This window comes from Roseobacter sp. FCG-D35, assembly GCF_033436665.1.
In the GTDB taxonomy this organism is placed as follows: domain Bacteria; phylum Pseudomonadota; class Alphaproteobacteria; order Rhodobacterales; family Rhodobacteraceae; genus JAWQFO01.
In genome coordinates this window covers 65887-89106 of sequence record NZ_JAWQFO010000005.1, presented here as the reverse complement: position 1 = coordinate 89106, position 23220 = coordinate 65887, and the positions used below count along the sequence as shown (strand labels likewise).

The 23220-nt window shown below is 65.5% G+C and carries 22 protein-coding genes; 9 read left to right on the top strand and 13 right to left on the bottom strand.

Annotated features, from left to right (window positions below):
• Window positions 1-7 precede the first annotated feature (7 nt).
• Genes R5H30_RS13155 through chvE form a run of 6 tightly spaced genes read right to left on the bottom strand, consistent with a single transcriptional unit; the run spans window position 8 to window position 7636 of the window.
• Window positions 8-1045 (bottom strand): aldose epimerase family protein, encoded by a 1038-nt coding sequence (locus R5H30_RS13155; RefSeq protein ID WP_318328879.1) that lies wholly within the window; start codon window positions 1043-1045, stop codon window positions 8-10.
• 4 nt (window positions 1046-1049) lie between these two features.
• Window positions 1050-1979 carry a Gfo/Idh/MocA family protein gene (locus R5H30_RS13150; protein ID WP_318328878.1) on the bottom strand — a complete coding sequence of 310 codons (930 nt, stop codon included), beginning with the start codon at window positions 1977-1979 and terminating at the stop codon, window positions 1050-1052.
• A complete protein-coding gene (araD, locus tag R5H30_RS13145) occupies window positions 1979-3724 on the bottom strand; it encodes an L-arabinonate dehydratase (protein ID WP_318328877.1) in 1746 nt (581 codons plus the stop codon). Before araD ends, R5H30_RS13150 begins: the two co-directional genes overlap by 1 nt.
• A gap of 29 nt (window positions 3725-3753) precedes the next feature.
• Window positions 3754-4989: a multiple monosaccharide ABC transporter permease gene (gene mmsB, locus R5H30_RS13140; RefSeq protein ID WP_318328876.1), complete on the bottom strand. Its 1236-nt coding sequence runs from the start codon at window positions 4987-4989 to the stop codon at window positions 3754-3756.
• Between the two features lie 13 nt (window positions 4990-5002).
• Window positions 5003-6523 carry a multiple monosaccharide ABC transporter ATP-binding protein gene (gene mmsA, locus R5H30_RS13135; RefSeq protein WP_318328875.1) on the bottom strand — a complete coding sequence of 507 codons (1521 nt, stop codon included), beginning with the start codon at window positions 6521-6523 and terminating at the stop codon, window positions 5003-5005.
• Window positions 6524-6580: 57 nt separating this feature from the next.
• Window positions 6581-7636 (bottom strand): multiple monosaccharide ABC transporter substrate-binding protein, encoded by a 1056-nt coding sequence (gene chvE, locus R5H30_RS13130; protein ID WP_318328874.1) that lies wholly within the window; start codon window positions 7634-7636, stop codon window positions 6581-6583.
• A 160-nt stretch (window positions 7637-7796) separates the two neighbouring features.
• Here chvE and R5H30_RS13125 point away from each other — a divergent pair, with 160 nt between their 5' ends.
• The gene (locus R5H30_RS13125) at window positions 7797-8702 is read left to right on the top strand and encodes a LysR family transcriptional regulator (RefSeq protein WP_318328873.1); all 906 of its coding nucleotides are present in this window, start codon (window positions 7797-7799) and stop codon (window positions 8700-8702) included.
• A gap of 3 nt (window positions 8703-8705) precedes the next feature.
• On the opposite strand, the gene R5H30_RS13120 is transcribed toward R5H30_RS13125, so the two are convergent.
• Window positions 8706-9554 (bottom strand): sugar phosphate isomerase/epimerase family protein, encoded by an 849-nt coding sequence (locus R5H30_RS13120; RefSeq protein WP_318328872.1) that lies wholly within the window; start codon window positions 9552-9554, stop codon window positions 8706-8708.
• A gap of 265 nt (window positions 9555-9819) precedes the next feature.
• Between R5H30_RS13120 and R5H30_RS13115 the strand changes: the two genes are divergently transcribed.
• From R5H30_RS13115 to R5H30_RS13100, 4 genes are read left to right on the top strand one after another with little or no spacing between them, the layout of a single operon-like run.
• Window positions 9820-10683 (top strand): sugar phosphate isomerase/epimerase family protein, encoded by an 864-nt coding sequence (locus R5H30_RS13115; protein ID WP_318328871.1) that lies wholly within the window; start codon window positions 9820-9822, stop codon window positions 10681-10683.
• A 54-nt stretch (window positions 10684-10737) separates the two neighbouring features.
• Window positions 10738-11904: a mandelate racemase/muconate lactonizing enzyme family protein gene (locus R5H30_RS13110; RefSeq protein WP_318328869.1), complete on the top strand. Its 1167-nt coding sequence runs from the start codon at window positions 10738-10740 to the stop codon at window positions 11902-11904.
• Between the two features lie 2 nt (window positions 11905-11906).
• A complete protein-coding gene (locus tag R5H30_RS13105) occupies window positions 11907-12617 on the top strand; it encodes a FadR/GntR family transcriptional regulator (protein ID WP_318328868.1) in 711 nt (236 codons plus the stop codon).
• A 1-nt stretch (window position 12618) separates the two neighbouring features.
• Window positions 12619-13599: a 2-hydroxyacid dehydrogenase gene (locus R5H30_RS13100; RefSeq protein WP_318328867.1), complete on the top strand. Its 981-nt coding sequence runs from the start codon at window positions 12619-12621 to the stop codon at window positions 13597-13599.
• An 8-nt stretch (window positions 13600-13607) separates the two neighbouring features.
• Here R5H30_RS13100 and R5H30_RS13095 read toward each other — a convergent pair whose 3' ends face one another.
• From R5H30_RS13095 to R5H30_RS13070, 6 genes are all read right to left on the bottom strand, one after another.
• Window positions 13608-14666 carry an ABC transporter ATP-binding protein gene (locus tag R5H30_RS13095; RefSeq protein WP_318328866.1) on the bottom strand — a complete coding sequence of 353 codons (1059 nt, stop codon included), beginning with the start codon at window positions 14664-14666 and terminating at the stop codon, window positions 13608-13610.
• A complete protein-coding gene (locus tag R5H30_RS13090) occupies window positions 14666-15757 on the bottom strand; it encodes an ABC transporter ATP-binding protein (RefSeq protein WP_318328865.1) in 1092 nt (363 codons plus the stop codon). The genes R5H30_RS13095 and R5H30_RS13090 overlap by 1 nt, the downstream gene beginning before the upstream one ends.
• Window positions 15757-15969: a hypothetical protein gene (locus R5H30_RS13085; protein WP_318328864.1), complete on the bottom strand. Its 213-nt coding sequence runs from the start codon at window positions 15967-15969 to the stop codon at window positions 15757-15759. Before R5H30_RS13085 ends, R5H30_RS13090 begins: the two co-directional genes overlap by 1 nt.
• Window positions 15966-16928, bottom strand: coding sequence for a carbohydrate ABC transporter permease (locus R5H30_RS13080; RefSeq protein WP_318328863.1), 963 nt, complete (start codon window positions 16926-16928; stop codon window positions 15966-15968). Before R5H30_RS13080 ends, R5H30_RS13085 begins: the two co-directional genes overlap by 4 nt.
• A gap of 1 nt (window position 16929) precedes the next feature.
• Entirely contained in the window at window positions 16930-17832 is a 903-nt protein-coding gene (locus R5H30_RS13075) for a carbohydrate ABC transporter permease (protein WP_318328862.1), read from the bottom strand.
• Between the two features lie 71 nt (window positions 17833-17903).
• The gene (locus R5H30_RS13070) at window positions 17904-19214 is read right to left on the bottom strand and encodes an ABC transporter substrate-binding protein (RefSeq protein WP_318328861.1); all 1311 of its coding nucleotides are present in this window, start codon (window positions 19212-19214) and stop codon (window positions 17904-17906) included.
• A 368-nt stretch (window positions 19215-19582) separates the two neighbouring features.
• Between R5H30_RS13070 and R5H30_RS13065 the strand changes: the two genes are divergently transcribed.
• From R5H30_RS13065 to R5H30_RS13050, 4 genes are read left to right on the top strand one after another with little or no spacing between them, the layout of a single operon-like run.
• The gene (locus R5H30_RS13065; RefSeq protein ID WP_318328860.1) at window positions 19583-20779 is read left to right on the top strand and encodes a Tm-1-like ATP-binding domain-containing protein; all 1197 of its coding nucleotides are present in this window, start codon (window positions 19583-19585) and stop codon (window positions 20777-20779) included.
• The gene (locus tag R5H30_RS13060; RefSeq protein WP_318328858.1) at window positions 20779-21615 is read left to right on the top strand and encodes a phosphoenolpyruvate hydrolase family protein; all 837 of its coding nucleotides are present in this window, start codon (window positions 20779-20781) and stop codon (window positions 21613-21615) included. The genes R5H30_RS13065 and R5H30_RS13060 overlap by 1 nt, the downstream gene beginning before the upstream one ends.
• 3 nt (window positions 21616-21618) lie before the next feature.
• On the top strand, window positions 21619-22035 hold the full coding sequence (locus R5H30_RS13055) for a cupin domain-containing protein (protein WP_318328857.1): 417 nt from the start codon (window positions 21619-21621) through the stop codon (window positions 22033-22035).
• 3 nt (window positions 22036-22038) lie between these two features.
• Complete coding sequence (locus R5H30_RS13050; RefSeq protein WP_318328856.1) at window positions 22039-23214, top strand: M24 family metallopeptidase; 1176 nt, start codon at window positions 22039-22041, stop codon at window positions 23212-23214.
• Window positions 23215-23220 lie beyond the last annotated feature (6 nt).

Sequence of the window (23220 nt, the reverse complement as noted above, 5' to 3'; positions counted from 1 at the left end):
TGTCCTTTCAAGATGTCGGCAGGCTGACGCGAAAGCGCGAGATCTGTCGGTAGGTGTCGCCGGGTTCGAGGCGCACCGAGGGGAACTCGGCCCGGTTCGGCGCATCTGGCCACCCCTGTGGCTCGATCGCGACGCCGGCCCGCGCACCGTAGGGGGTGCCGCCATGTCCCGGCGCGGGCGCGGTGTCGATGAGGCGCCCCTCGTAGACCTGCAGCCCTGGCTCGGTCGTTTCGACGTCAAGCTGGGCCAGGTCGGTGCGCAGAGAACACGCCGGCCTCAGCCCCTCGGAGCGGACTAGGCAGAAGTTGTGATCGAGCAGCGGGTCGTTCGCGCCGACAACAGGACGCGGACCACGAAAGTCGAACCGTGTGCCTTCGACAGGGGCCGGATCGCCCGACGGGATTTGCCGTTCGTCGACCGGCAGGTAATGCGTCGCGTTCACTATCATGCGGTGTCCCGAAAGGTCGGGACGCCCGTCGAGCTTCCAGTACGCGTGATGCGCCAGGTTGCAGAAGGTCGGCGCATCCGTCCGGCCCTCGGCCTCGAAGACCAGCGTACCGTCCGCTTCCAGCCGGTAGGTGACGCTCAGCGACAGGTTTCCCGGGAACCCATCCTGCCCGTCGCGGCAGATCAGCGAAAAGCGGCAGGAGGTCTCGTCGCTGCCCTCGAGCGTCCAGTTCACGGTCCCGGTCCCGGTGCGTCCGCCGTGCAGCATCGTGCGCCCGTCCTCGTTGCGGTCAAGTGCAAGCGGTTGCCCGTCGATCGTCGCGCGCCCGTCAGCGATCCGGTTCGCGACACGCCCAACCACCGCCCCGAAGAAACGCATCTTGCCGAGATAGGGTTCGAACCGCGGGCTGCCGAGCACCAGGGCGTGCGGCAGCCTTTCGTGGCGCAGGTCCTGCAGGCTCGCGCCCCAGGTCATCAGGTTGGCGGCGACGCTTCCGTTCCGGATCTGAACGAAGCTCACCGCATCGCCCGCCTGCGTTTCTCCGAACCGCGCGGGCGGCGGCGGGACCGCCTGGAAGTCTATGTCCGCGACGGCCACGGGTTCACTCGACGAACGGGTCGACGGTCTCGCGCCGTCCAAGCGTGAAGGCATCGGCGACATGCCGCATCGGGGACAGGTCGACGTCGCTTTCGCCAGCCGTCACGTAGCGCGCCATCTTCGCGTAGAGGCTTGGGTATTCGCCGGTCAAACCTTCGGTCTCGGGCGCGCTCTGTTCGACCCCGTCGATCGCCAACCGCGCGCCGCCCTCGGTCAGCACCATCCGTCCCGCGTCGGTGGCGGCCTCGATGGTCCAGGTCTGATCGCCCTCCTGCCGCCAGTCGAAGACGGCCGTGACGGAGGCCCCGGCGGGGTGGTGGAAATCGAGACTCGCCGCGATGGGCGCCTGCCGGTTCTGCGGCACCTCGAGCACGGCCGAGGTCAGGTGGATCGGGTCGGGCAGGATTTCCGTGACGATGGACAGCGCGTTGATGCCCGGATCGAAAACGCCAAGGCCGCCCGGTTGCCAGATCCACTCCTGGCCCGGGTGCCAGCGCCGCACGTCCTCTTTCCAGGTCACGCTCAGGCGCTCGAGTCGCTTGTCGGCAAGCCAGGCCTTCGCGGCAGCGACCTGTTCAGCCTCGCGCGAATGCCAGGTGGCGAACAGCGACACGCGGAACGCGCGCGCAAGATCGACGAGCGCGTGACACTCCGACAGCGTGGCCCCGGGCGGCTTTTCCAGCATGACATGCCGGCCCGCGCGGATCGCGCGCGCGGCGTAGTCGAAGCGCGGCACCGGCGGCATGCAGAGCGAGACAACGCGGATGTCCTGCCGTTCCTCCAGCATGGCATCGAAGTCGGTATAGGCCTGAACGCCCTCCACCGAGCCATGGCGCGACACCGTGGCGGTGAGTTCCCAGTCCGGGCTCGCCGAGATCGCGGGCACATGCTGGTCGATGGCGATCTTGCCGATGCCGACGAGTGCGATCTCCATCAATGCGAGTCCTTCCCGACCGCCGAGCCACGGCAGCCGTTCAGAAAGTCGAGGTCTGCCCCGGTATCGGCACCCTGCACATGCTCCTGGTGTAACCAGGCGTAGCCCGAAACGGCTTCTTCATGCTCGGGCGGAGCCCAGGACTTCATCCGTTCCGCGATCTCCTCGTCGGACACGTCGAGGTGCAGCTTGCGGTTCGGCACGTCGATCTCGATCGTGTCGCCGTCGCGCACCACCGCCAGCGGGCCACCTGCCGCGGCCTCGGGCGAGGTGTGCAGTACGACCGTGCCGTAGGCGGTGCCGGACATGCGCGCGTCCGAGATCCGCACCATGTCGGTGATGCCCTTTTTCAGGATCTTCGGCGGCAGGCCCATGTTGCCGACCTCGGCCATGCCCGGATAGCCGCGCGGCCCGCAGTTCTTGAGCACCATGATGCAGGTCTCGTCGATGTCGAGCGCGTCGTCGTTGATCTTGGCCTTGTAGTCGTCGATGTCCTCGAAGACGACGGCCCGGCCCTTGTGGGTCATCAGCTCCTTGGTCGCCGCCGAGGGTTTCAGAACCGCCCCCTTCGGCGCGAGGTTGCCTTTCAGCACAGCGATGCCGCCCTGCCGGGTCAGCGCCTTCTCGAGAGGCAGGATCACGTCCTCGTTCCAGTTGGTGACATCCTTGACCTCGTCCCAGATCGTCGTGCCCGAGACGGTCAGCGCGTCCTTGTGCAACTGCCCGCCCTCGCCGAGGCGTTTCAGCACGACCGGGAGACCACCCGCGTAGAAGAACTCCTCCATCAGGTACTTGCCCGAGGGCATCAGGTTCACGATGGTCGCGACATCCCGGCCCAGCCGATCCCAGTCGTCCAGCGTCACGTCGACCCCGACCCGGCCTGCCAGCGCCAGCAGGTGAACGACCGCGTTGGTCGAGCCGCCGATCGCCCCGTTGGTGCGGATCGCGTTCTCGAAGGCCTCTTTGGTCATGACGTCCGATGGCTTGAGGTCATCCTTGACCATCTGCACGATGCGCCGCCCGGACAGCTGCGCCATCACGCGCCGCCGGCTGTCGACACCAGGGATCGCCGCGTTGCCAGAGAGCGCCATGCCCAGCGCCTCGGCCATCGAGGCCATCGTCGAGGCCGTACCCATCGTGTTGCAGGTCCCCGACGAGCGCGACATCGCCGCCTCGGCCTCGAGGAAATCCTCCTGGCTGAACTCGCCCGCCTTCACCGCCTCGGAAAAGCGCCACAGATGCGTGCCCGACCCGACCCGTTCACCCCGGAACCAGCCGTTCAGCATCGGCCCGCCGGTCACGACGATGGACGGGATGTCGGTCGAGGCCGCACCCATCAGCAGCGACGGCGTGGTCTTGTCGCAGCCCACCAGCAGCACCGCGCCGTCGATCGGCTGGCCGCGCATCTGTTCCTCGACCGCCAGCGCGGCGAGGTTGCGGAACATCATCGCCGTCGGGCGGAAGGTGTTTTCCGAGGCCGAGAACACCGGCACCTCGAGTGGAAAGCCCCCCGCCTCCCAGACACCGGCCTTCACCTTCTCGGCCAGCTCGCGCAGGTGCCCGTTGCAGGGCGTCAGATCGGACCAGGTATTCATGATCCCGATCACCGGACGCCCGTCGAACAGGTCGTGCGGATAGCCCTGGTTCTTCAGCCAGCCGCGGTGATAGATCGTGTCGCGCGAGGTGCCGCCGTACCACTCCTGCGACCGCAGCTTGCGCGGCCATTCCTTGGGTTCGAACGCCATTCCGGAGTCTCCTTCTTGCCGTGCAGGCGTCAGCTCTGCTTGCTCTTGTTGTAGACGTCGAAGAACACCGCAGCGAGCAGCACGAGGCCCTTGATGACCTGCTGGTAGTCGATGCCGATGCCCATGATCGACATGCCGTTGTTGAGCACGCCCATCAGGAACGCGCCCACCACGGCACCGACAATCTTGCCGACGCCGCCGGACATCGAGGCGCCGCCGATGAAGACCGCCGCGATCACATCGAGTTCGAGCGCAAAGCCCGCCTTCGGCGTCGCCGTGTTCAGGCGCGCAGCGAAGACCAGCCCGGCGACGGCGGCGAGCACGCCCATGTTGGTGAAGGCAAGAAAAGTCAGGCGCTCGGTGCGGATGCCGGACAGCTTCGCCGCCTTCTCGTTGCCGCCCAGCGCGTAGACCCGGCGCCCCAGCGTCGTCTTCTCGGTGATGAAGGCGTAGATGATCGTCAGCACGCCCATCGTGATCAGCACGTTGGGCAGGCCGCGGAAGGTCGCGAGCTTGTAGCAGATGAAGACCAGCGCCACGGCAACAATCGCGTTGCGCGTCACGAAGAATGCGCGCGGCTCGTCCTCGATCCCGTAGGCCTTGTTGCGCGCGCGCTGGCGCATGCCCATCCAGACGATCACAGCTGCGGCGACGAGGCCGGTCAGCAGCGCCAGCACGTTGAACTGACGTTCTGCAAACAGCGTGGCGAGACCCGCGCCAAGGCCTTCGGGGAAGACATCCGGAACGAAGCCGTTGGCGATCATCTGGAACTCGCGCGGGAACGGTCCCACCGACTGGCCTTCGAGCAGCCAGAGCGAACAGCCCCGGAAGACCAGCATCCCCGCCAGCGTCACGATGAAAGACGGGATCTTCCAGTAGGCCACGAAATAGCCCTGCGCCGCGCCGATCATGCCGCCGACCACGAGACAGGCCAGCATGGTGATCAGCACACCCATGCCCCAGTTCACGATCATCACGGCCGCTAGCGCGCCGATGAACCCCATGACCGAGCCCACCGACAGGTCGATGTTGCCCGACACGATGACGATGAGCATGCCCAGCGCCATGATGATGATATAGCTGTTCTGAAGCAGCAGGTTGGTGATGTTGACCGCGCGCAGCAGCGTGCCGTCGGTCACGATCTGGAAGAAGACCATGATCCCGATAAGCGCGATCAGCAGCCCGTACTCCCGAAGATTGCTGCGCAGGTAGGCACCGATGCTTTGCGTGGTGCCGCCGCCCTGCGATGTGGCTGTCTGTTCCATAGGTTCCGGCTTTCTATTCGGTCACGATCATCGACATGATGCGTTCCTGGCTGGCTTCCGCGGCGTCCAGTTCGCCAACGAAGCGGCCTTCGTTCATCACGTAGATGCGGTCGCACATGCCCAGCAGCTCGGGCAGTTCCGACGAGATCATCACGACCCCTTTGCCGTCCGCGCTGAGCTGGTTGATGATTCCGTAGATTTCGAACTTGGCACCCACGTCGATGCCGCGCGTCGGTTCGTCGAGGATCAGCACCTCCGGCTCGGAAAAGAGCCATTTCGATAGCACCACCTTCTGCTGGTTGCCGCCCGAAAGGTTCACGACCTTCTGAAAGACGCTCGGCGTGCGGATGTTCATCGCCTTGCGGTAGCGTTCGGCGACGCGGGTCTCCTCGCGCTCGTTCAGCACCCCGCCCGAGGACACGCCGGACAGGTTCGCAAGCGTCACGTTCTTCTGGATCGTCTCGTCGATGACGAGGCCGAGGCTCTTGCGGTCCTCGGTGACATAGGCGAGCCCCGCGGCGATCGCCCGGTCGATGGTGCTAACGTCCGCAGGCGCGCCGTCGATTTCCACCGTGCCCGTGACGTTGCGCCCGTAGGCCCGTCCGAAAAGGCTCATCGCCAGCTCCGTACGACCCGCGCCCATCAGCCCCGCGATGCCGACGACCTCGCCCGCGCGCACGGTAAAGCCGACATCGTGGATCACCTGCCGGTCGCCATGCTCGGGGTGCCAGACGTTCCAGTCGCGCACCACCATGAGCTCCTTGCCTGCCACGCGCTGGCGCTCGGGGTAGCGGTGCGCCATGTCGCGGCCCACCATGTCGCGCACGATGCGGTCTTCGGTGATCTTTTCCTTCTGCGCGTCGAGCGTCGAGATGGTCGAGCCGTCGCGGATCACGGTGACCGTATCGGCCACGCGCCGCACCTCGTTCAGCTTGTGACTGATGATGATCTGCGTCACACCTTGCGTCTTGAGCTCCAGCATCAGGTCCAGCAGCTTCGCGCTGTCGGCTTCCGAAAGCGCCGCGGTCGGCTCGTCAAGGATCAGCAGCCGCACCTCCTTGGACAGCGCCTTGGCGATCTCGACCAGCTGCTGCTTGCCGACGCCCAGCGAATCCACCAGCGTCGTCGGGCTTTCGAGCAGGCCGACCTTGCGCAGCAACCCTTCAGTGCGCTGGTTGGTTTCGTGCCAGTCGATGATGCCGCCGGTGGCGATCTCGTTCCCGAGGAACAGGTTTTCGGCGATCGACAGGAGCGGCACGAGCGCGAGCTCCTGGTGGATGATGATGATGCCGTCGCGCTCGCTGTCGGCGATCCCGCCGAACCGCGCCTCGGCGCCGTCATAGTGGATCTCGCCGTCGTAAGTGCCATGCGGGTAGATGCCCGACAACACCTTCATCAGGGTCGACTTGCCGGCGCCGTTCTCGCCGACGACGGCGTGGATCTCGCCCTTCGCGACCGACAGCGTGACATTATCGAGCGCCTTGACGCCCGGAAATTCCTTGCTGATCGACCGCATTTCCAGCAGCGCTGTCATGATCGCCCCCTGCCCGGAACGGCCCGCCGCAGCGGGCCGCCGGTTTCACTTCCTCGATTACTCGATCTGGTCCTTGCTGTAGTAGCCGGAGCCCACCAGGATCTCTTCCCAGTTCGAGGCATCGACCGACACCGGCTCGAGCAGGTAGGACGGCACGACCTTGACGCCGTTGTCGTAGGTCTCGGTATCGTTGATCTCGGGCTCGCCGCCGCCGAGAACTGCCTCGACCATGCCCACGGTCACCCGCGCAAGTTCGCGCGTGTCCTTGAAGACGGTCGAGTACTGCTCGCCCGCGAGGATCGACTTGACCGACGGCACCTCGGCGTCCTGGCCGCTCACGATCGGCATCTGAAGATCGCCCGAGCCGTAGCCGACGCCCTTGAGCGAGGACAGGATGCCGATGGAAAGCCCGTCGTAGGGCGAGAGCACGCCGTGCACCTGCTGGTCGGTGTAATGTGCCGACAGAAGGTTATCCATCCGCGCCTGCGCCACCGCGCCGTCCCAGCGCAGCGTTCCGACCGTGTCCATGCCGGTCTGGCCCGAGACGATCTCGATCTTGCCCTCGTCGATCATCGGCTGGAGTACCGACATTGCGCCGTCATAGAAGAAGTAGGCGTTGTTGTCGTCGGGCGAGCCGCCGAACAGCTCGACATTCCAAGGCGACTGGTCGGGGAAACGCTCTTCGAGGCCGCTCACCAAGCTCGTCGCCTGCTGCACGCCGACCTTGAAGTTGTCGAAGGTGGCGTAATAGTCGACGTTCTCGCTGTCGCGGATCAGGCGGTCGTAGGCGATGACCTTGATGCCGCTGGCCGCCGCGTTCTCGAGCGCATTCGACAGGGTGGTCCCGTCGATGGCCGCGATCACCAGCGCGTCGACGCCCTTGGTGATCATGTTCTCGATCTGGGCAAGCTGGTTCGGAATATCGTCCTCGGCGTATTGCAGGTCGGTCTCGAAGCCCGCGGCCTGGAACTGTTCGACCATCGAGTCGCCGTCGGAGATCCAGCGCGCAGAAGACTTGGTCGGCATCGCGATGCCGACGGTGCCCTCGGCAAACGCGGCCGAGGACATGACGAGTGTGGCCGCAGCGGTGGCCAGAAGATGCTTGAGTTTCATTGGTTCCTCCCGAGAACCGGGTCCGCGCGTTGGGCGGACCTCATTTTCTTTCGAAACGGATAACGCGATCCGCCCCGTGGCCTACACCCGCTTTACATACCTGTAAAATGACAATATCGAAAATCTGCATAACAAAAACGATATAGTCGAACCACGCGGCATGCTGCTCAAACCCAACCAGATGCGCCTGCTGATCCGGGTGGCGGAGACCGGCAAGCTCCAGGCCGCCGCGGATGCGATGGGCATGTCGCAGCCGGCGGCCTCGCGGATGCTGTCCGACCTCGAGAGGACGGCGGGCGGCCCGATGTTCCGGCGTCATCCGAAAGGCATGGAGCTGACCGAGGTCGGCGGCATCTTCGTCCGACGCGCCCGCGCGATCCTCGCCGAGTTCGACGCGCTGGAAACCGAGGTCACCGACGTCCGCGATGGCCGCGTCGGGACCGTGCGCGTCGGTTCCGTCACCGGACCGGCGGCGGGCACGCTGGTTCCCGCACTTCGAAACGTCCGCGCGACGGCACCCAACATCGAGCCGACGGTCGAGGTCGGAACCTCCGCCGACCTCTTTCGCGGGCTCGAGGAGGACCGTTTCGACTTCATCCTCGCGCGACCGCCGGCGGATTACGACACGCGCCATTTCCGCCTGCTTCCGGCGCGCTCGGAAGTGGTGACGCTGGTGGTGCATCGCGGTCATCCGCTGCTCGGGCGGCGCGGGCTGGGCCTTGCCGACATGGCCGACTACGAATGGATCATCCAGCAGCGCGGAAACCCGATCCGGTCCGCGGTCGAGAATGCCTTCCACATGGCGGGCATCCCGATCCCCGGCATGATCACCAGTTCCTCGTCGCTGCTGGTCATGCTGGCGTTGATCGAGAATTCGACCGCCATCGCGCCGCAATCACACGAGGTCGCGCAGTTGCTCATCCGGTCGTCGCTGAACGTAGCACTCGAGGCGCTGGACCTGCGGCAACAGATCAGCGTCACGCCCTACTTCATCATCCACCACCGCGACCACGAGTTCTCGCAGGCCGCCCGGAAGGTCATGCAGGAGGTGATGGCGCGGCTCTGAGCGTCAGTGCCGGCCGAGGTGGCCCGCGATATGGGCATAGCCCTCGCGATAGACCGCCTCGGGACTTTCCGCGAAATCGCGCCAGACCTTGGTGGCGGCGGCGAGATCCGGCAGACCGCGCCCGAAGGATTCGATGGTCAGCCAGCCGTCATAGCCGATGTCGCGGATGGTGGCGAATGTCTCGTCCCAGGGAATGTTGCCGCGTCCCGGCACGCCGCGGTCGTTCTCGGAGATATGGATATGCACCACGTCATCCGCGTTGCGCCGCAATGCGCCCTGCGGGTCGGTCTCCTCGATATTGGCATGGAACGTGTCGTACATCGCGCGCAGGTTCGGGTGCTCGATCCGGCGCAGAAGCGCGGCCAGATCGTCCATCGTGTTGACCAGATAGCATTCGAACCGGTTCAACGCCTCCAGCGCCACGATGACCTCCGCCGCGGCGGCATGTTCGCCCACCTGCCGAAGGCTGTTGGCGGCGCGTTCCAACTCGTCCTCGGTCGGGCCGCTGCCGGAGAACTGGCCAAGCACGGAATGCAATGGGCCGGCCACGACTTGCGCCCCAAGCGCGGCGGTGCAATCGACCACCTCCTTCATCCGCGCGACCGCAGCCGCCCGCACCTGCGCGTCCGCCGAAACGAGGTCGAACGCGGGATCGCCCAGCGCCGAAACGGCGGTGCGGTCGAGATCGAGACCGTCGAGCATCCGGGCAAGGCCGGCGTAATCGTCGGGGCCGCCCTCGAACACCGGGATCTCGACCCCGTCGAACCCCGTGGCGCGAATATCCGCAAGCAGTTCCTCGTGGTCCCGACCGACGTTGGTCGTCCACAGGAACATGTTCATTCCGATCTGCATGCGCCCTCCCGTGCTATCTGGTCATACCAAATGCAAGTTCACTGTCTGCGTCAAGGTCGACCCGACGCCGGGGATCTCGGGCAAATCGCGGAACTATGCGCAGCGGAGGCATCACTTTCACCCTGATGGGTGCCAAATTGGCCGCTTGACGCCATTGCCGCATCCGTCGCAATCTGGTCATACCAGAATTCGCGAAGGCGGGCCCTTCGCCAACAAGGCAGACCGTCAGGGGAGGACACAGATGCACTTGTCGACACACAATTGGATGCGTGCGGAGCCGATCGAAACGACGGTGCGGCGGATCAAGCAGTTCGGGTACGAATCGATCGAGATCTCGGGCGAGCCGACCCAGTACGACACCAAGGAAACCCTGAAACTGCTCAAGGACGAGGGCATGCGCTGCTGGGGGGCGGTGACGCTGACGCTCGGCGACCGGAACCTCGCCGCCAAGGACGAGGGCCAGCGCGCCAAGTCCGTCGACTACGTCAAATCCGTGATCACCATGGTCTCCGAACTCGAAGGCGAGATCGTCACGCTGGTCCCGGCCACGGTCGGAAAGGTGGTGCCGGATGCGACGCCGGAAGAGGAATGGAAATGGGTGGTCGACGCGACCAGGGAATGCTTCGCCCATTCCCAGCAGAAAGGCGTCAAGATCGCCGTGGAGCCGCTCAACCGGTTCGAGACCTACCTCTTCAACCGCTGCGCACAGGCGCTGGCGCTTGCAGATGCGGTCAGCCCGGAATGCGGCGTCTGCCTCGACGCCTACCACCTTAACATGGAGGAAAGCGACATCTACGAGGCGATCCGTCTTGCCGGCGACCGGCTGTTCGATTTCCACGTCGCCGACAACAACCGCTTTGCCGCAGGGCTCGGGCATCTCGACTGGGCAAAGATCGTCTCGACGCTCAAGGACATCGGCTATGACGGTGCGCTGACCAACGAATTCGTGGCCCCCGTCGACCGGACCCCGGCGGCGATATACCCAGACATGGTCGAAACCGACCCGGTCGATATCTCGCCGGAACAGCTCCAGTTCATCCAGGACCACGGCTCGTCGCTGCTGACGGAATCCTTCTACGCCGACCAGATGCGCATCACCGCCGAAACGCTTCTGCCGCTGATCAAGTAAGCGAACACGGCCGGCGGCCCCGGGCCGCCCGCGCCACCGAGAGGAGCGGCGCCGATGCGCATAAAATCGGTAGAGGCACGCTGGGTCCAGATCCCGATCGAGGAGTCGCGGCAGCATGTCAGCGACTTCGGGCGGCTGCGCACCTTCGATGCCGCGATCCTGCGGATCGAGACCGAGGACGGGATCGTCGGCTGGGGGGAAGGCAAGAACGCCGCTGGCAGCGCAGGCGCGTACGGCACGCTCGTGCATCTGCTGAACCACGAGTTCGGACCGAGGCTCATCGGGCGCGACGCGTCCGAGATCACGCCGATCTGGGAGTCGCTCTATAACGGCTCGCGCGCGCAGGGTGCCGCCGACCGTGGCCACGTCATGCCGGAACTGGCCCGGCGCGGGCTGACGGTCGCGGCCATCAGCGCCATCGACATCGCGCTCTGGGACATTCGCGGCAAGGCCTTGGGCGAACCGGTCTGGTCGCTGCTTGGCGGGCGCAGCGCGGACAGCCTGCCGGCCTATGCCTCGGGCGGCTGGGCGGACGCAGCAGGGATCGGCAAACAACTACAATCCTACGTCGATGCCGGCGGTTTCGGAGCGGTCAAGATGCGCGTCGGGTCGATGGACGGCGCGGCGCATGTCTCGGCCGGGCGGGTTCAGGCCGCGCGCAAGGCGCTGGGGCCGGGCATCGACATCATGGTCGACGCGCATGGCACTTTCACCGTCGCCGAGGCCCGGCGCTTTGCCGCGATGGTCGCGGGCTGCGACCTCGCGTGGTTCGAAGAGCCGGTGACGGCGGACGATCACGCCGGATTGGCGGAGTTCCGGCGCAGCACCCATATCCCCGTCGCCGTGGGCGAATCCGAGTGTACGCGCTTCGATTTCGCGGATCTCGCCGCGCGTCGTGCGGCTGACATCCTGCAACCCGACCCGGCCTTCTGCGGCGGCATCACCGAGGCGATGCGCATCGGGGCGCTGGCGTCGGCGTTCAACCTGCGCCTCGCGCCGCATCTCTGGGCCGGTGCCCCGGCCTTCTTTGCCGGCTTGCAGGTTATCGCGGCGTCACCCGCGGGTTACCTCGTCGAGTTCTCGCTCGGGGCCAACCCGATGATCCATGATCTGTCGAAAGAGAAGGTCGAGGTCCGTAACGGCCGCATCGCCCTGCCCGATACGCCCGGCCTCGGCCTTGACATGAACGAGGACGTGATCGAACGGTTCACGAAACGCTGACGATGCAGGACGGACCGCTGAAAGAACAGGAATTCCTTCCCGCGATTGCGGCTTACCTGCTGTCGGCGGCGCGGCAGAACGGCGGCAAGGCGCCGTCCGAACGCGATCTGGCCGAGCATTTCTCGGTCAGCCGCGGTCAGGTGCGCGAGGCCCTGGCGATCCTCGAGGCGATTCAGGTCATCGAGCGCCGGGCCAAGTCGGGCATCTACGTCAACGAGGACCAGAGCGGCATCGAGGCGATGAGCTTTTTCGCCCGTGCGGGGCTGCCGCTGGAAAACCGCCAGATCTACGAGGCGGTCGAGCTGCGCAAGATCCACGAGGTCAAGGCCGCCGAGCTTGCCGCCGAACGCGCCGAGGAGGAGAACTTCGATCGCATTCGCGACGTGCTGGCGCGCTCCGAAACGCGGATCGCCAATGGCCAGGGGCTCGACGCGCTTGACCAGGAATTCCATCTCGAGATCGTGCGGGCGACGCAGAATTCGGTCTTTCTGGGCATCTGCACGACCTTCTACGAACTCGGCGGCGCGCGTCTACAGGTCTACTTCAAGGACCCCGAGCGCAACAGAAAGTCTCACGACGAGCACCGGCAGATCTTCGATGCGCTGGTGCAGCGCGACGCGACGCTTGCCTCGGCGCTCATGGTCTCGCATCTTCGCGGAGCGATGAGTTACTGGAGCGAAATCCTCGAACCCGGCCAGAAGCGGCGCGACTGACATGAGCGCGCCGGTGATCTTCTCGACCCATCCGCTGCACCCATCAGTCACGGATGCGCTGACCGCGCTCGGCGATTACAGGGTCGCAAGCGCGCCGACGCCCGACGCGATCTCCGAGCAAAGCGCCGGCGCCCGGGTCATCGTCGTGCGCGCGCCGATCCCGGAAGACGTCGTCGCCCGCGAGGACGGGCTGCAGGCGATGGTCCGGCATGGCGCGGGGCTCGACATGATCCCGGTCGCGGCCGCCACCGGGCGCGGCATCCTGGTCGCGAATGTTCCGGGCGTGAACGCCGTCACCGTCGCCGAGCACGCAATCTGGTCGGCCATGGCGCTGCTGCGCCGCTACCCGCGCGTCGACAAGGACCTTCGCCTGCACGGCTGGACCGAGGCGAGGGCGCATTCCGATCATGGGCGCGAGCTTTCTGGCAAGACCATCGGCATCGTCGGGATGGGCAACGTCGGCACCGCCGTTTCGCGTATCGCACGGCACGGCTTCGGCATGTCGGTGCTCTACCACACGCGCCGGCCCGATGCCGTCGAAGAGGGTATCGCCGCGATGTCGCTCGACGCGCTTCTGGCGCAGTCCGACGTGGTCGTGCTCTGCTGTCCGTTGACTGCCGAGACCAAGGGGCTGATCCACGCTGGCCGCATCGCCAAGATGAAACCCGGTGCCATCCTGATCAACGTGGCGCGCGGGCCGGTGGTGGTGGAAAAGGCTCTGGTCGAGGCCCTGTGTGACGGTCGCCTTGGCGGGGCCGCGATCGACGTTTTCGACCGCCAGCCCCTGCCGCATTCACACGCGCTACTTGGGCTGCCCAACGTGATCCTGACGCCGCATATGGCCGGCATCACCGAAGAAAGCATGCTGCGGATGGGTGAGGGCGTCGTTTCCGAGGTCGAGCGCATCCTGCGCGGCCAACTGCCGAAGAACCTCGTGAATCCCGACGCGGTCGACCTCTACCGCCAGCGCTTCGGCGCCTGAGTTCGAGGTTACGCAACCGCGAGATTCGCGCCGGTCTCGGGATCGAAAGTCAGGATGCGGTCGGGCTTCCAGCCAAAGCGGATGGTCTCGTCGCGGCTGAACCTGGCCCCGGCGGGCACCGTGGCATGCAGCCGCGTCTCGCCCATGTCGAGGGCAAGGATCTTGACCACGCCCTGGTCCTCGATGTCGAAGACGCGCGCCTCCATCGGCGCGCCCGTTTCGATCACGATGTTCTCGGGCCGGACCCCGAAGGTGACCGCGCCGCCGCCCTTGATCGAGCCCACGGGAAGCGAAACGCCCTGGACCTGTGCGCCATCGCCTCCAAGCTGCCCCTCGATCAGGTTCATCGGCGGCGAACCCACCGAACGCGCGACGAAGACGTTGCGCGGGCGCTCGTAGATGTCCGAGGGCGTGCCGACCTGTACCAGGCGGCCGTTGCGCAGCACGCCGATCTTGTCGCCCATCGACATTGCCTCGACCTGGTCGTGGGTCACGAAGAGAAACGTCGCGCCGAGGTCATTGTGAATCGCCTTGAGCTCGACCCGCAGCACCTCGCGCAGCTTGGCATCAAGCGCCGAAAGCGGTTCGTCCATCAGGAACACCGACGGATCGCGCACGATGGCCCGACCGATCGAGACGCGCTGCATCTCGCCACCTGACAGACGCTCGACCTTGCGGTCGAGCAGATGCTCGATCTGCAGCGTCTTCGCCGCGCGGTCCACCCGGCGCGCGATCTGGTCGGCGTCGAAGGCCCGGATTTTCGACTTGAGCGGAAACTCGAGATTTCCGCGCACGGACAGACGCGGATAAAGCGAATACTGCTGCAGCACCAACGCCACGTCCCGCTCGGCGGCAGTCCAGTCGCTGACATCCTTGTTGCCGATCAGCACCCGGCCTTCGTCGGGTTTCTCGAGCCCCGCGATCACCCGCAGGGTCGTCGTCTTGCCGGCCCCGGTGCGTCCGAGCAGCACGAAGAACTCGCCGTCCTCGACCGTCAGGCTCAGGTCCTTCAGCGCCCGGTTGGCCCCGTAGCGTTTGGTGACGTTCTCCAGTTCGATCCGCGCCATCAGACGGCCCTCCTCAGCGACTGGCCGTTCGCGGCATCGAAGAAATGTGCCCGGTGCGGGTCGAGCGAGACCCAGAGCTTTTCGCCCTCGCCTTTCGAGAAGCCCGCATCACAGCGCGCGCGCAGCGTCGTGTCGCCGACCCGCACGTCGACGATGTCGTGGCTGCCCAGGGGCTCGATGTTGGTGGTTTCGGTCTCGACGTAGCCGTCACCGGGCTGGTGCGACAGCAGCACCGCCTCGGGCCGGATGCCCAGCGTCACCGCGCCTTTGCCGAGGTGGCCGACGACCTGCCCCGGCACATGGAACCCCTGCCCGCCACCGACGCGCAGCACGGCATCGGTGCCGTCGCCCTCGACGGTGATGTCAGAGACGTTCATCACCGGAGATCCGACGAATTGCGCCACGAAGAGGTTCGCGGGATGCAGATAGACCTCGTCCGGAGCGCCGACCTGTTGCAGCACACCGTCGTGCATGATGACGATGCGGTCGGCCAGCGACATCGCCTCGACCTGATCGTGCGTGACGTAGACCGAGGTCGAGTTGCGCGCGATGTGCAGGCGCTTGATCTCGGCGCGCATCTGCTCGCGCAGCTTGGCGTCGAGTGCCCCGATGGGTTCGTCCATCAACAGCGCCTTCGGCCGGCGCACCAGCGCCCGCCCGATGGCGACACGCTGCATGTCGCCGCCCGACAACGCCGAGGGGCGTTTGGGCAGCAACCGTTCGATGCCGAGGACCTGCGCCACTTCGCGCACTGCCGCCTCGCGATCGGACTGGCCCATGCGTACCGCGCGCAGCGGAAAGGCGATGTTCTCGTAGACCGTCATGTGCGGGTAGAGCGAGAAGGACTGGAAGACGAAGGCGATGTCGCGATCGGCGGCCTTCTTGTCCTGCACCTCCTCGCCGTCGATCGTGATGGTGCCGGACGTCGCGGTCTCGAGCCCGGCGATGGCGCGCAGGGTCGTTGTCTTGCCGCAGCCTGACTGGCCCAGCATCACTACGAACTCGCCGTCCTCGATCACGAGGTTCATGTCCTTCAGCACCTGGACGGAGCCGAAGTATTTCTCGACGTTGGTCAGCTCGATCCGCGCCATCAGTACAACTCGTCCTCTTCCTCGTCCTCGACTTCCGGCTCGGGTGCGATGTGGCTGGTGACGATAAAGGCGATCAGGCCGAAGATGATCACCGTCAACCCGTAGCGGTGCAGGAACTCGACCCAGGGCTGGCAGAGGAACACCAGCCCCGCGATCATCACCCATTGCGCGCCCGGTTCGAACCAGCGCGTGTTCATCTCGCGAAAGGTCATTTGCGGATCGCTCCGAAGGACATGCCGCGCAGCAGGTGGTTGCGCAGAAGGAAGGTGAAGATCGCCACGGGCAGCAGGAACAGGAAGGCGCCGGCCGCGATCACGGTCCAGTCCGGCAGGCCCGACCCGACCTGGCTGGGGATGTAGGGCGGTGCGGTCTGGGCGTTGCGCGAGGTCATCATCAGCGCGAAGGCGTATTCGTTCCAGGCGACGATGAAGCAGAAGACGGCGGTGGCGGCGATGCCGGTCAGCGCCTCGGGCAGCACGATCTTGAAGAACGCCTGCAGGCGCGTGTAGCCGTCGACCAACGCCGCCTCCTCATACTCGCGCGGGATCTCGTCGATGAAGCCCTTCATGATCCAGACCGCGAACGACAGGTTGAAGGCGGTGTAGAGGATGATCAGCCCGACATGCGTGTCGTAAAGCCCGACCGCGCGGTACATCAGGAACATCGGAATGGCGACGACGACCGGTGGCAGCATGCGCGTCGATAGGATGAAGAACAGCCAGTCCTGTTCGCCCGGCACCCTGAAGCGTGAAAAGCCGTAGGCGGTCAGCGTTCCCATCGACACCGCGAGGAAGGTCGACACGATCGAGACGATCAACGAGTTGAGGTAGCGATCACCATAGCCCGAACTCGTGATCTCGCCGGTCTTGCGGTTCTTCACCACCTGTTCGCCGCCGTCGTAGACCAGCTTTTCCCACCAGGGCGCGGCCTCGTAGACCTCGTCCTCGACCGGGCCGCGCAGCTGGCTGCGCTTGGTGAAGAGCTTGGCATAGGGCGACAGCGTCGGCTCGAAGAACACCGTCGGCGGCACGGTGGTCGCTAGGTTGCGCGGCTTGAACGCCGTGGCGGTGATCCAGAAGATCGGCGTCAGCATGACGACGACCGCCAAGAGCACGGCCGCGATGGCGACCTTGTTCAGGATGCGCTCGCCTTGTGTCTTCACTTCGGCCATGTCAGCGCGCCTTCACCTTGTTGAGATACTTCACGTAGATGTTGGTGATCGCCACCACCATGATCAGCACGATGTAGGCGAAGGCCGAACTCATCCCGGTCTGCCATTCGAGGAAGGCCATCTTGTAGAGCCGGATCGCGATCAGCTCGGTCGTCGGCTGCGAGGACAGGATGTAGGCATGGTCGAAGGTCTTGAAGGCCTCCATCGTGCGGAAGATGATCGCGATCATCAGGATCGGCGCGACCAGCGGCAGGGTGATCCGGAAGAAGGTGTAGAAGGGTCCGGCCCGGTCGATCTCGGCGGCTTCGTAGAGGTGCTTCGGCACCGCCGACAGCCCGGCCAGCGACAGCAGCATCACGAACGGCGACCACATCCAGATGTCGACCACGGCGACCGCCCAGAGCGCCATCTGCGGATCGGCGAGCCACTCGAATTTCCCCAGGCCGAGGAAGTAGTTGATGATGCCGAAAGACGGATCGTAGAGCAGCTTCCAGAACAGGCCGACCACAGCCGGCGACAGCATCATCGGCAAGAGCAGCAGCGTCGTGATCAGGCCCTTCAGCGGGATCTTGCGGTTGAGCAGCATGGCGAGCCCGAAGCCCACGAGCACCTGTCCTGTGACCGAGATCAAAACGTATTTCGCGGTGATCGTGAAGTTGCGCCAGATGAACGGGTCGTTCAGCAGCTCGCGGAAATTGGCGAGCCCGACCCATTGCGCGGGGGCCAAGGTCGAGGCGCGGTAATCGGTGAAGGACGTCCAGAGCGAATAGAGCAGCGGAAAGACGTTGAAGATGATCAGGAATGCGATCGTCGGAATGATGAACAGGTTTCGGATCGTCATGTCCGACCAGCCGCGCGCCGCCGCGCGGCTCTTCGGATCGAGCCTCGTCATCACGTCTGCCACTTGTCCCACCTCGTCTCAGGATGATGCGGCGGGCGCTTGCGGCGCCCGCCTGCTGTTTGCGCGGCGGCGGTTCAGTCCAGCCGGCCGTATTTCTTGAAGGTCTCGGTCCAGTCCGCGGCCAGCGCGTCGAGCACTTCCTTGGCCGTGCCCTCGCCACCCACGATGTAGGGATAGATCCGCTGGTTGGCTGCCGTCAGAAGTTCGGCGTATTCCGGCACCGCCCAGAAGTCCTTGACCTTGAACATGGTCTGGTAGAACGCCTCGTTGTAGGGCGTGGCGTTGCGGAACTCCTCGCTTTCGAGCGTCTTGGCGTGGGCCGTGTAGCCGCCCAATTCCGCCCAGCGCTTCTGCACGTCGTCCTGGATGAACCATTCGAGGAAGGCGTAGGATTCGTCGATGTTCTCCGAGTAGGAAACGATCGAGATGCCCTGCCCGCCAAGAGCGGCGAACTGGTCGCCATCCGGTCCGGCCGGGTTGGCGAAGAAGCCCGTGACGTCCGCATTCGGGTTGGTCGCCGGGTTCAGCAGCGCCGGGAAGAAGGCGAAGTAGTTCATCGAGATCGCCGCGAGGCTTTCGGTGATCGCCTGATTGTTCTCGACGAAGAAGGTCTTGGACCAGCCCGGCGGGGTGAAGCCGTAGAGCTTGCGGTAGGCCTCGAGACCCGCGACCGCCTGCTCGGAGTTCAGGATGCCTTCGACCTCGTAGCTTTCGTAATCACCCAGCTCGGCCCCGTAGGAGAACAGCGCGTTCTCGACGCCCATCACCAGACCGTCATAGGAGTTGTCGGTATAGATCGCGATCCCGTAGCGGTCCTCGTCCGGGCGATGGAAGAACTCGGCGATGTCGATGAGCTGCGCCCAGGTCTGCGGCACGTCGAGCGGATAGCCGTACTTGGCCTCGAAGGCCTCCATCTCGGCGGGATCCTCAAACCAGTCCTTGCGGTAGGACCAGCCGACCGCGTCACCCTCGGCCGGGATCGCCCAGAACTTGCCGGAGTTGCCCGGGTACTCTGCGTAGTACTTCACCGTCGCCGGCGCCATCACCTCGCCCAGATTGTGCTCGGTGAAGAAGTCCGTGAGCTCGACGTAGTGCCCGCCCTCGGACGCGGCGCCCAGCCACTGGCTGTCGCCGACGATCATGTCGTAGGCGCTGCCGCGGGCGTTGAACTCGGTGAAGGCCTTGGTCTGGAAATCCGACCAGGGTGTAGTCTCGACCGTGACCGTCACGCCGGTCTCGGCCTCGTATTCGTTCACCAGTTCCTGCAGGTAGTTCGCCGGGTCCCACTCGGCCCAGAAGATGGTCAGTTCCTGTGCCGCCGCGCCGGACGCCATGAGCGCCAGGGCGCCCACGCCGGACAGCAGCCTATTGGCCTTGTTTGTCATTGGTTTTCCTCCCTTTTTCGGTAATCGGCGGCACTTACTTCGGGCTTTTCCTCCTGCCCCGCCGCCTGTGCCCTGTGCCTTTTTCCGTCACGCCGGAATGTTGCGGCGATAGCCCGCGACATTCCTGCCCCCGTTTTTGGTAAGACCAGATTGCCGGATCTGTCAAGACGTTCCTTCCACCGGTCCGCCTGCGCATGTTCCCCGGGCGCGCCGGCCGATTCGACGGATTTTGCACCTTATTTTCCGTCGATCCGGCGTCGGTTTCGGTATCGCGCCTTCGCCACATACGCGCCGGATCACGATTCTTCTGGTCGGACCAGTTCGAACCGCGTATCAAGGGCGCGGAACGGGCGCCGCGGGGAGGGGGCATGCCAGCCATACACGTCGTCGGCACGGCCGACACCAAGGGTGCCGAGCTTTTCTTCCTGCGTGACCTGATTGCGGCGGAGGGGCACGAGGTCCGGCTGGTCGACACCAGCACGCAGGCCACGACATCCGAGACCGACGTCTCCCCGCGCGCGGTCGCTTGCTGCCACCGCGACGGCGCGGAGGCCGTGCTTGGCGGATCGGAGCGTGGCGCGGCCGTCGCGGCCATGTCCGACGCGTTCACGGCCTGGTGCCGGCAGAACGCGCGGGAGATTTGCGGCATGATCGCCGTCGGCGGCGGCGGCGGTACATCGATCGCCTGCGCCGGCATGCGCGCGCTGCCTTACGGGGTCCCGAAGATCATGGTCTCGACCCTCGCCTCGGGCGACACGGCACCTTTCGTAGGCACCTCGGATATCGTCATGGTGCCGTCGGTCACCGACATCGCCGGGCTGAACCGGCTCAGCCGCGTGATCCTGTCGAATGCCGCGCATGCGGTGGTCGGTGCCGCATCGCATCCCCCGCGGGCGGCACAGGACGACAATCCGGCCATCGGGCTTTCGATGTTCGGCGTCACCACGCCCTGCGTCACCGCCGTCGCCGAGCGGCTCTCGTCGCAGTTCGACTGCCTTGTCTTTCACGCCACGGGCACCGGCGGCCAGGCGATGGAGCGGCTTCTGGGCGAAGGCTTCGTGTCGGGCCTCGTCGACGCCACGCTCACGGAAGTGGCCGACCTTCTGTGCGGCGGGGTCCTGCCCGCCTTGCCGGACCGGCTTGATGTCGTCGCCCGGACAGGCAGCCCCTGGGTTGGGGCGCCCGGCGCGCTCGACATGGTGAACTTCTGGGCGCCGTCGAGCGTGCCCGAGCGCTTTGCCGACCGCAATTTTCACCGCCACAATCAGAACGTCACACTGATGCGCACCACGGCCGAGGAGAACACCCAAGCCGGGCGCTGGATCGCTGAAAAGCTGAACGCCTGCGCGGGGCCGGTGCGCCTGCTGATCCCGGAACGGGGCCTGTCGGCGCTCGATATCGAAGGCGGCGACTTCCATGACCCGGCCGCGGATGCGGCCCTCTTCGACGCTCTTGAAGAGACGATCGAAGATCGCACCCGCATCAGGCGCCTGCCGCTTCACATCAACGATGCGGCGTTCGCGCAAGCCCTTGCCGACACCTACCTCGAACTGACGGAGGCCTGATGCCCTCAACCCCGCGAAAGCAGATAATCGACCGCTTCAACGCGATGATCGCCGAAGGCAAACCGATCATCGGCGGCGGGGCGGGCACCGGCCTCTCGGCCAAGTCGGAAGAGGCCGGCGGGATCGACCTCATCATCATCTACAATTCCGGACGCTACCGTATGGCCGGGCGCGGATCGGCGGCGGGGCTTCTGGCCTACGGCAACGCCAACGAGATCGTCCGGGAAATGGCCGTCGAGGTGTTGCCGGTGGTCAAGTCGACGCCGGTGCTGGCCGGGGTGAACGGCACCGATCCCTTCGTGCTGATGCCGCAGTTTCTGACCGAGTTGAAGGCGATGGGCTTTTCCGGCGTTCAGAACTTCCCGACGGTGGGCTTGTTCGACGGCGTGATGCGCCAGAGCTTCGAGGAAACCGGCATGGGCTTCGGGCTCGAGGTCGACATGATCGCCGAGGCGTACGCACAGGACCTGCTGACCACGCCTTATGTCTTCAATCCGGACGAAGCCGTGGCGATGACGGAAGCCGGCGCAGACATCATCGTCGCGCACATGGGCGTGACCACGGGCGGCACCATCGGGGCGACCTCCGCCAAGACGCTCGACCAGTGCGTGACCGAAATCGACGCCATCGCCGCCGCCGCGCGCGGCGTGCGCGAGGACGTGATCCTGCTGTGCCACGGCGGGCCGATCTCCATGCCCGAAGATGCCGGATACGTTCTGAAACACGCCGACCGCATCCACGGCTTCTATGGCGCGTCCTCGGCCGAGCGCCTGCCGGCCGAACGCGCGATTGCAGACCAGATCCGCGCCTTCAAGGCGCTGCCCGGAAAGGAGTGAGCCATGACCGATGTAAAGGATCTCTACCGCTACCCCGGCGACGTCGACGCCTTCGGGTTCGACTGGGGCCAGCTTTCGGTGACTCTTGGCCCGAAGATCAATGGCGCGCAGCAATTCTCGGCCGCCGTCGTCACCGTCCCGCCGGGCCAGGGTCACGCCCGCCACAACCACCCGGGCAGCGAAGAGATCATCTTTATCCTCAAGGGCGAAGGCGAGCAGATGGTCGAGGACGAGGACGGTGTGCCGCATACTGAAACCGTGCGCGCGGGTTGCACCGTCTTCATTCCCGAAAGCCGCTTTCACTCGACCCTGAACACCGGCGACGAGGAGATGCAGATCTTTGTCGTCTACGCCCCGGCCGGGCCGGAGGAGCTGCTGAAGGAGCTTCCCGATTTCCACCTGATCCCCGCGAAAGGCTGACCGATGAAAGACCTCGCCACCGACCTGCCCTACGATTTCGATCATCTCGACAGCCTGATGGAAGAGGCCGGAATCGACGTGCTGCTCGCCACGTCGAAGCACAACGTGCAGTACCTGCTGGGCGGCTACCGCTTCATCTTCTTCTCGGCGATGGATGCCATCGGCCACTCGCGCTATCTGCCGATCATCGCTTACGTGAAGGGCGCGCCGGACAAGACCGCCTATGTCGGCAACAAGATGGAAGGCATGGAGCATGCCAACACCCCGTTCTGGACACCGCATTTCATGCCCGTGGCCTGGGGCACGACGGATGCGATGGAGGCCGCCGTCGCGCACCTTAAAAAGGTCGCGCCCGCCTCGCCACGCATCGGGGTCGAGCCCGGGTTCCTGCCGTCGGATGCCGCCAAGGCGCTCGAGGCCGCCTACTCCAACGCGCCGCTGGTGAACGCGGGCGGTTTGCTCGAACGGCTGCGCGCGGTCAAATCGGCGGCCGAACTCGATCTTCTGCGCGACGCCTCGGAGCGGATCAGCGCGTCGATGCAGGCGACGGTGGCCTGGGCGCGGGAGGGAACGACGAAGCGCGAGATCATCGAACGACTGCGACAGGAAGAGACGGCGCGCGGGCTCCAGTTCGAATACTGCCTGTTGACGCTGGGCGCGTCGCACAACCGCGCCGCCTCGGATCAGGCTTGGGCGCCGGGCGAGGTGCTGTCGATCGACTCCGGCGGGAACCTCGACGGCTATATCGGCGACATCTGCCGGATGGGCTGTCTCGGGGAGCCGGATGCGCAGCTCATCGATCTTCTGGGCGAGATCGACAGCGTCCAGCAGGCCGCCTTTGCCAAAGTCCGTGCCGGGGCGCTCGGCGGCGACCTGATCGCCGCCGGAGAGGCGGAACTTGGTCGCCAACCCAGCCGTGACTGCACGGATTTCTTCGCACATGGCATGGGTGTGATTACCCACGAGGCCCCGTTCCTGATGACCAATCACCCGGTCGCCTACGAAGGCGTCGACGCCGAGAAGCCGCTTCAGGCCGGCATGGTGCTGTCGGTAGAGACCACGATGCTGCATCCCGAACGCGGGTTCATCAAGCTCGAGGACACGCTTGCAGTGACCGAGGACGGCTACGAGCTGTTCGGTGGGGACGGGCGCGGGTGGAACCCCGGCGGGACGGGCTGACAGCCG

What these genes read in the sequence shown, in the direction of transcription:
- R5H30_RS13125 (WP_318328873.1), top strand. Translation starts at nt 7,797, where the DNA reads ATGCTGCTCAAACCCAACCAGATGCGCCTGCTGATCCGGGTGGCGGAG.
- chvE (WP_318328874.1), bottom strand. Translation starts at nt 7,636, where the DNA reads ATGAAACTCAAGCATCTTCTGGCCACCGCTGCGGCCACACTCGTCATG.
- R5H30_RS13095 (WP_318328866.1), bottom strand. Translation starts at nt 14,666, where the DNA reads ATGGCGCGGATCGAACTGGAGAACGTCACCAAACGCTACGGGGCCAAC.
- R5H30_RS13080 (WP_318328863.1), bottom strand. Translation starts at nt 16,928, where the DNA reads ATGGCCGAAGTGAAGACACAAGGCGAGCGCATCCTGAACAAGGTCGCC.
- R5H30_RS13090 (WP_318328865.1), bottom strand. Translation starts at nt 15,757, where the DNA reads ATGGCGCGGATCGAGCTGACCAACGTCGAGAAATACTTCGGCTCCGTC.
- R5H30_RS13060 (WP_318328858.1), top strand. Translation starts at nt 20,779, where the DNA reads ATGCCCTCAACCCCGCGAAAGCAGATAATCGACCGCTTCAACGCGATG.
- R5H30_RS13055 (WP_318328857.1), top strand. Translation starts at nt 21,619, where the DNA reads ATGACCGATGTAAAGGATCTCTACCGCTACCCCGGCGACGTCGACGCC.
- R5H30_RS13085 (WP_318328864.1), bottom strand. Translation starts at nt 15,969, where the DNA reads ATGACCTTTCGCGAGATGAACACGCGCTGGTTCGAACCGGGCGCGCAA.
- mmsB (WP_318328876.1), bottom strand. Translation starts at nt 4,989, where the DNA reads ATGGAACAGACAGCCACATCGCAGGGCGGCGGCACCACGCAAAGCATC.
- R5H30_RS13065 (WP_318328860.1), top strand. Translation starts at nt 19,583, where the DNA reads ATGCCAGCCATACACGTCGTCGGCACGGCCGACACCAAGGGTGCCGAG.
- R5H30_RS13105 (WP_318328868.1), top strand. Translation starts at nt 11,907, where the DNA reads ATGCAGGACGGACCGCTGAAAGAACAGGAATTCCTTCCCGCGATTGCG.
- mmsA (WP_318328875.1), bottom strand. Translation starts at nt 6,523, where the DNA reads ATGACAGCGCTGCTGGAAATGCGGTCGATCAGCAAGGAATTTCCGGGC.
- R5H30_RS13150 (WP_318328878.1), bottom strand. Translation starts at nt 1,979, where the DNA reads ATGGAGATCGCACTCGTCGGCATCGGCAAGATCGCCATCGACCAGCAT.
- R5H30_RS13115 (WP_318328871.1), top strand. Translation starts at nt 9,820, where the DNA reads ATGCGTGCGGAGCCGATCGAAACGACGGTGCGGCGGATCAAGCAGTTC.
- R5H30_RS13110 (WP_318328869.1), top strand. Translation starts at nt 10,738, where the DNA reads ATGCGCATAAAATCGGTAGAGGCACGCTGGGTCCAGATCCCGATCGAG.
- araD (WP_318328877.1), bottom strand. Translation starts at nt 3,724, where the DNA reads ATGGCGTTCGAACCCAAGGAATGGCCGCGCAAGCTGCGGTCGCAGGAG.
- R5H30_RS13050 (WP_318328856.1), top strand. Translation starts at nt 22,039, where the DNA reads ATGAAAGACCTCGCCACCGACCTGCCCTACGATTTCGATCATCTCGAC.
- R5H30_RS13120 (WP_318328872.1), bottom strand. Translation starts at nt 9,554, where the DNA reads ATGCAGATCGGAATGAACATGTTCCTGTGGACGACCAACGTCGGTCGG.
- R5H30_RS13100 (WP_318328867.1), top strand. Translation starts at nt 12,619, where the DNA reads ATGAGCGCGCCGGTGATCTTCTCGACCCATCCGCTGCACCCATCAGTC.
- R5H30_RS13070 (WP_318328861.1), bottom strand. Translation starts at nt 19,214, where the DNA reads ATGACAAACAAGGCCAATAGGCTGCTGTCCGGCGTGGGCGCCCTGGCG.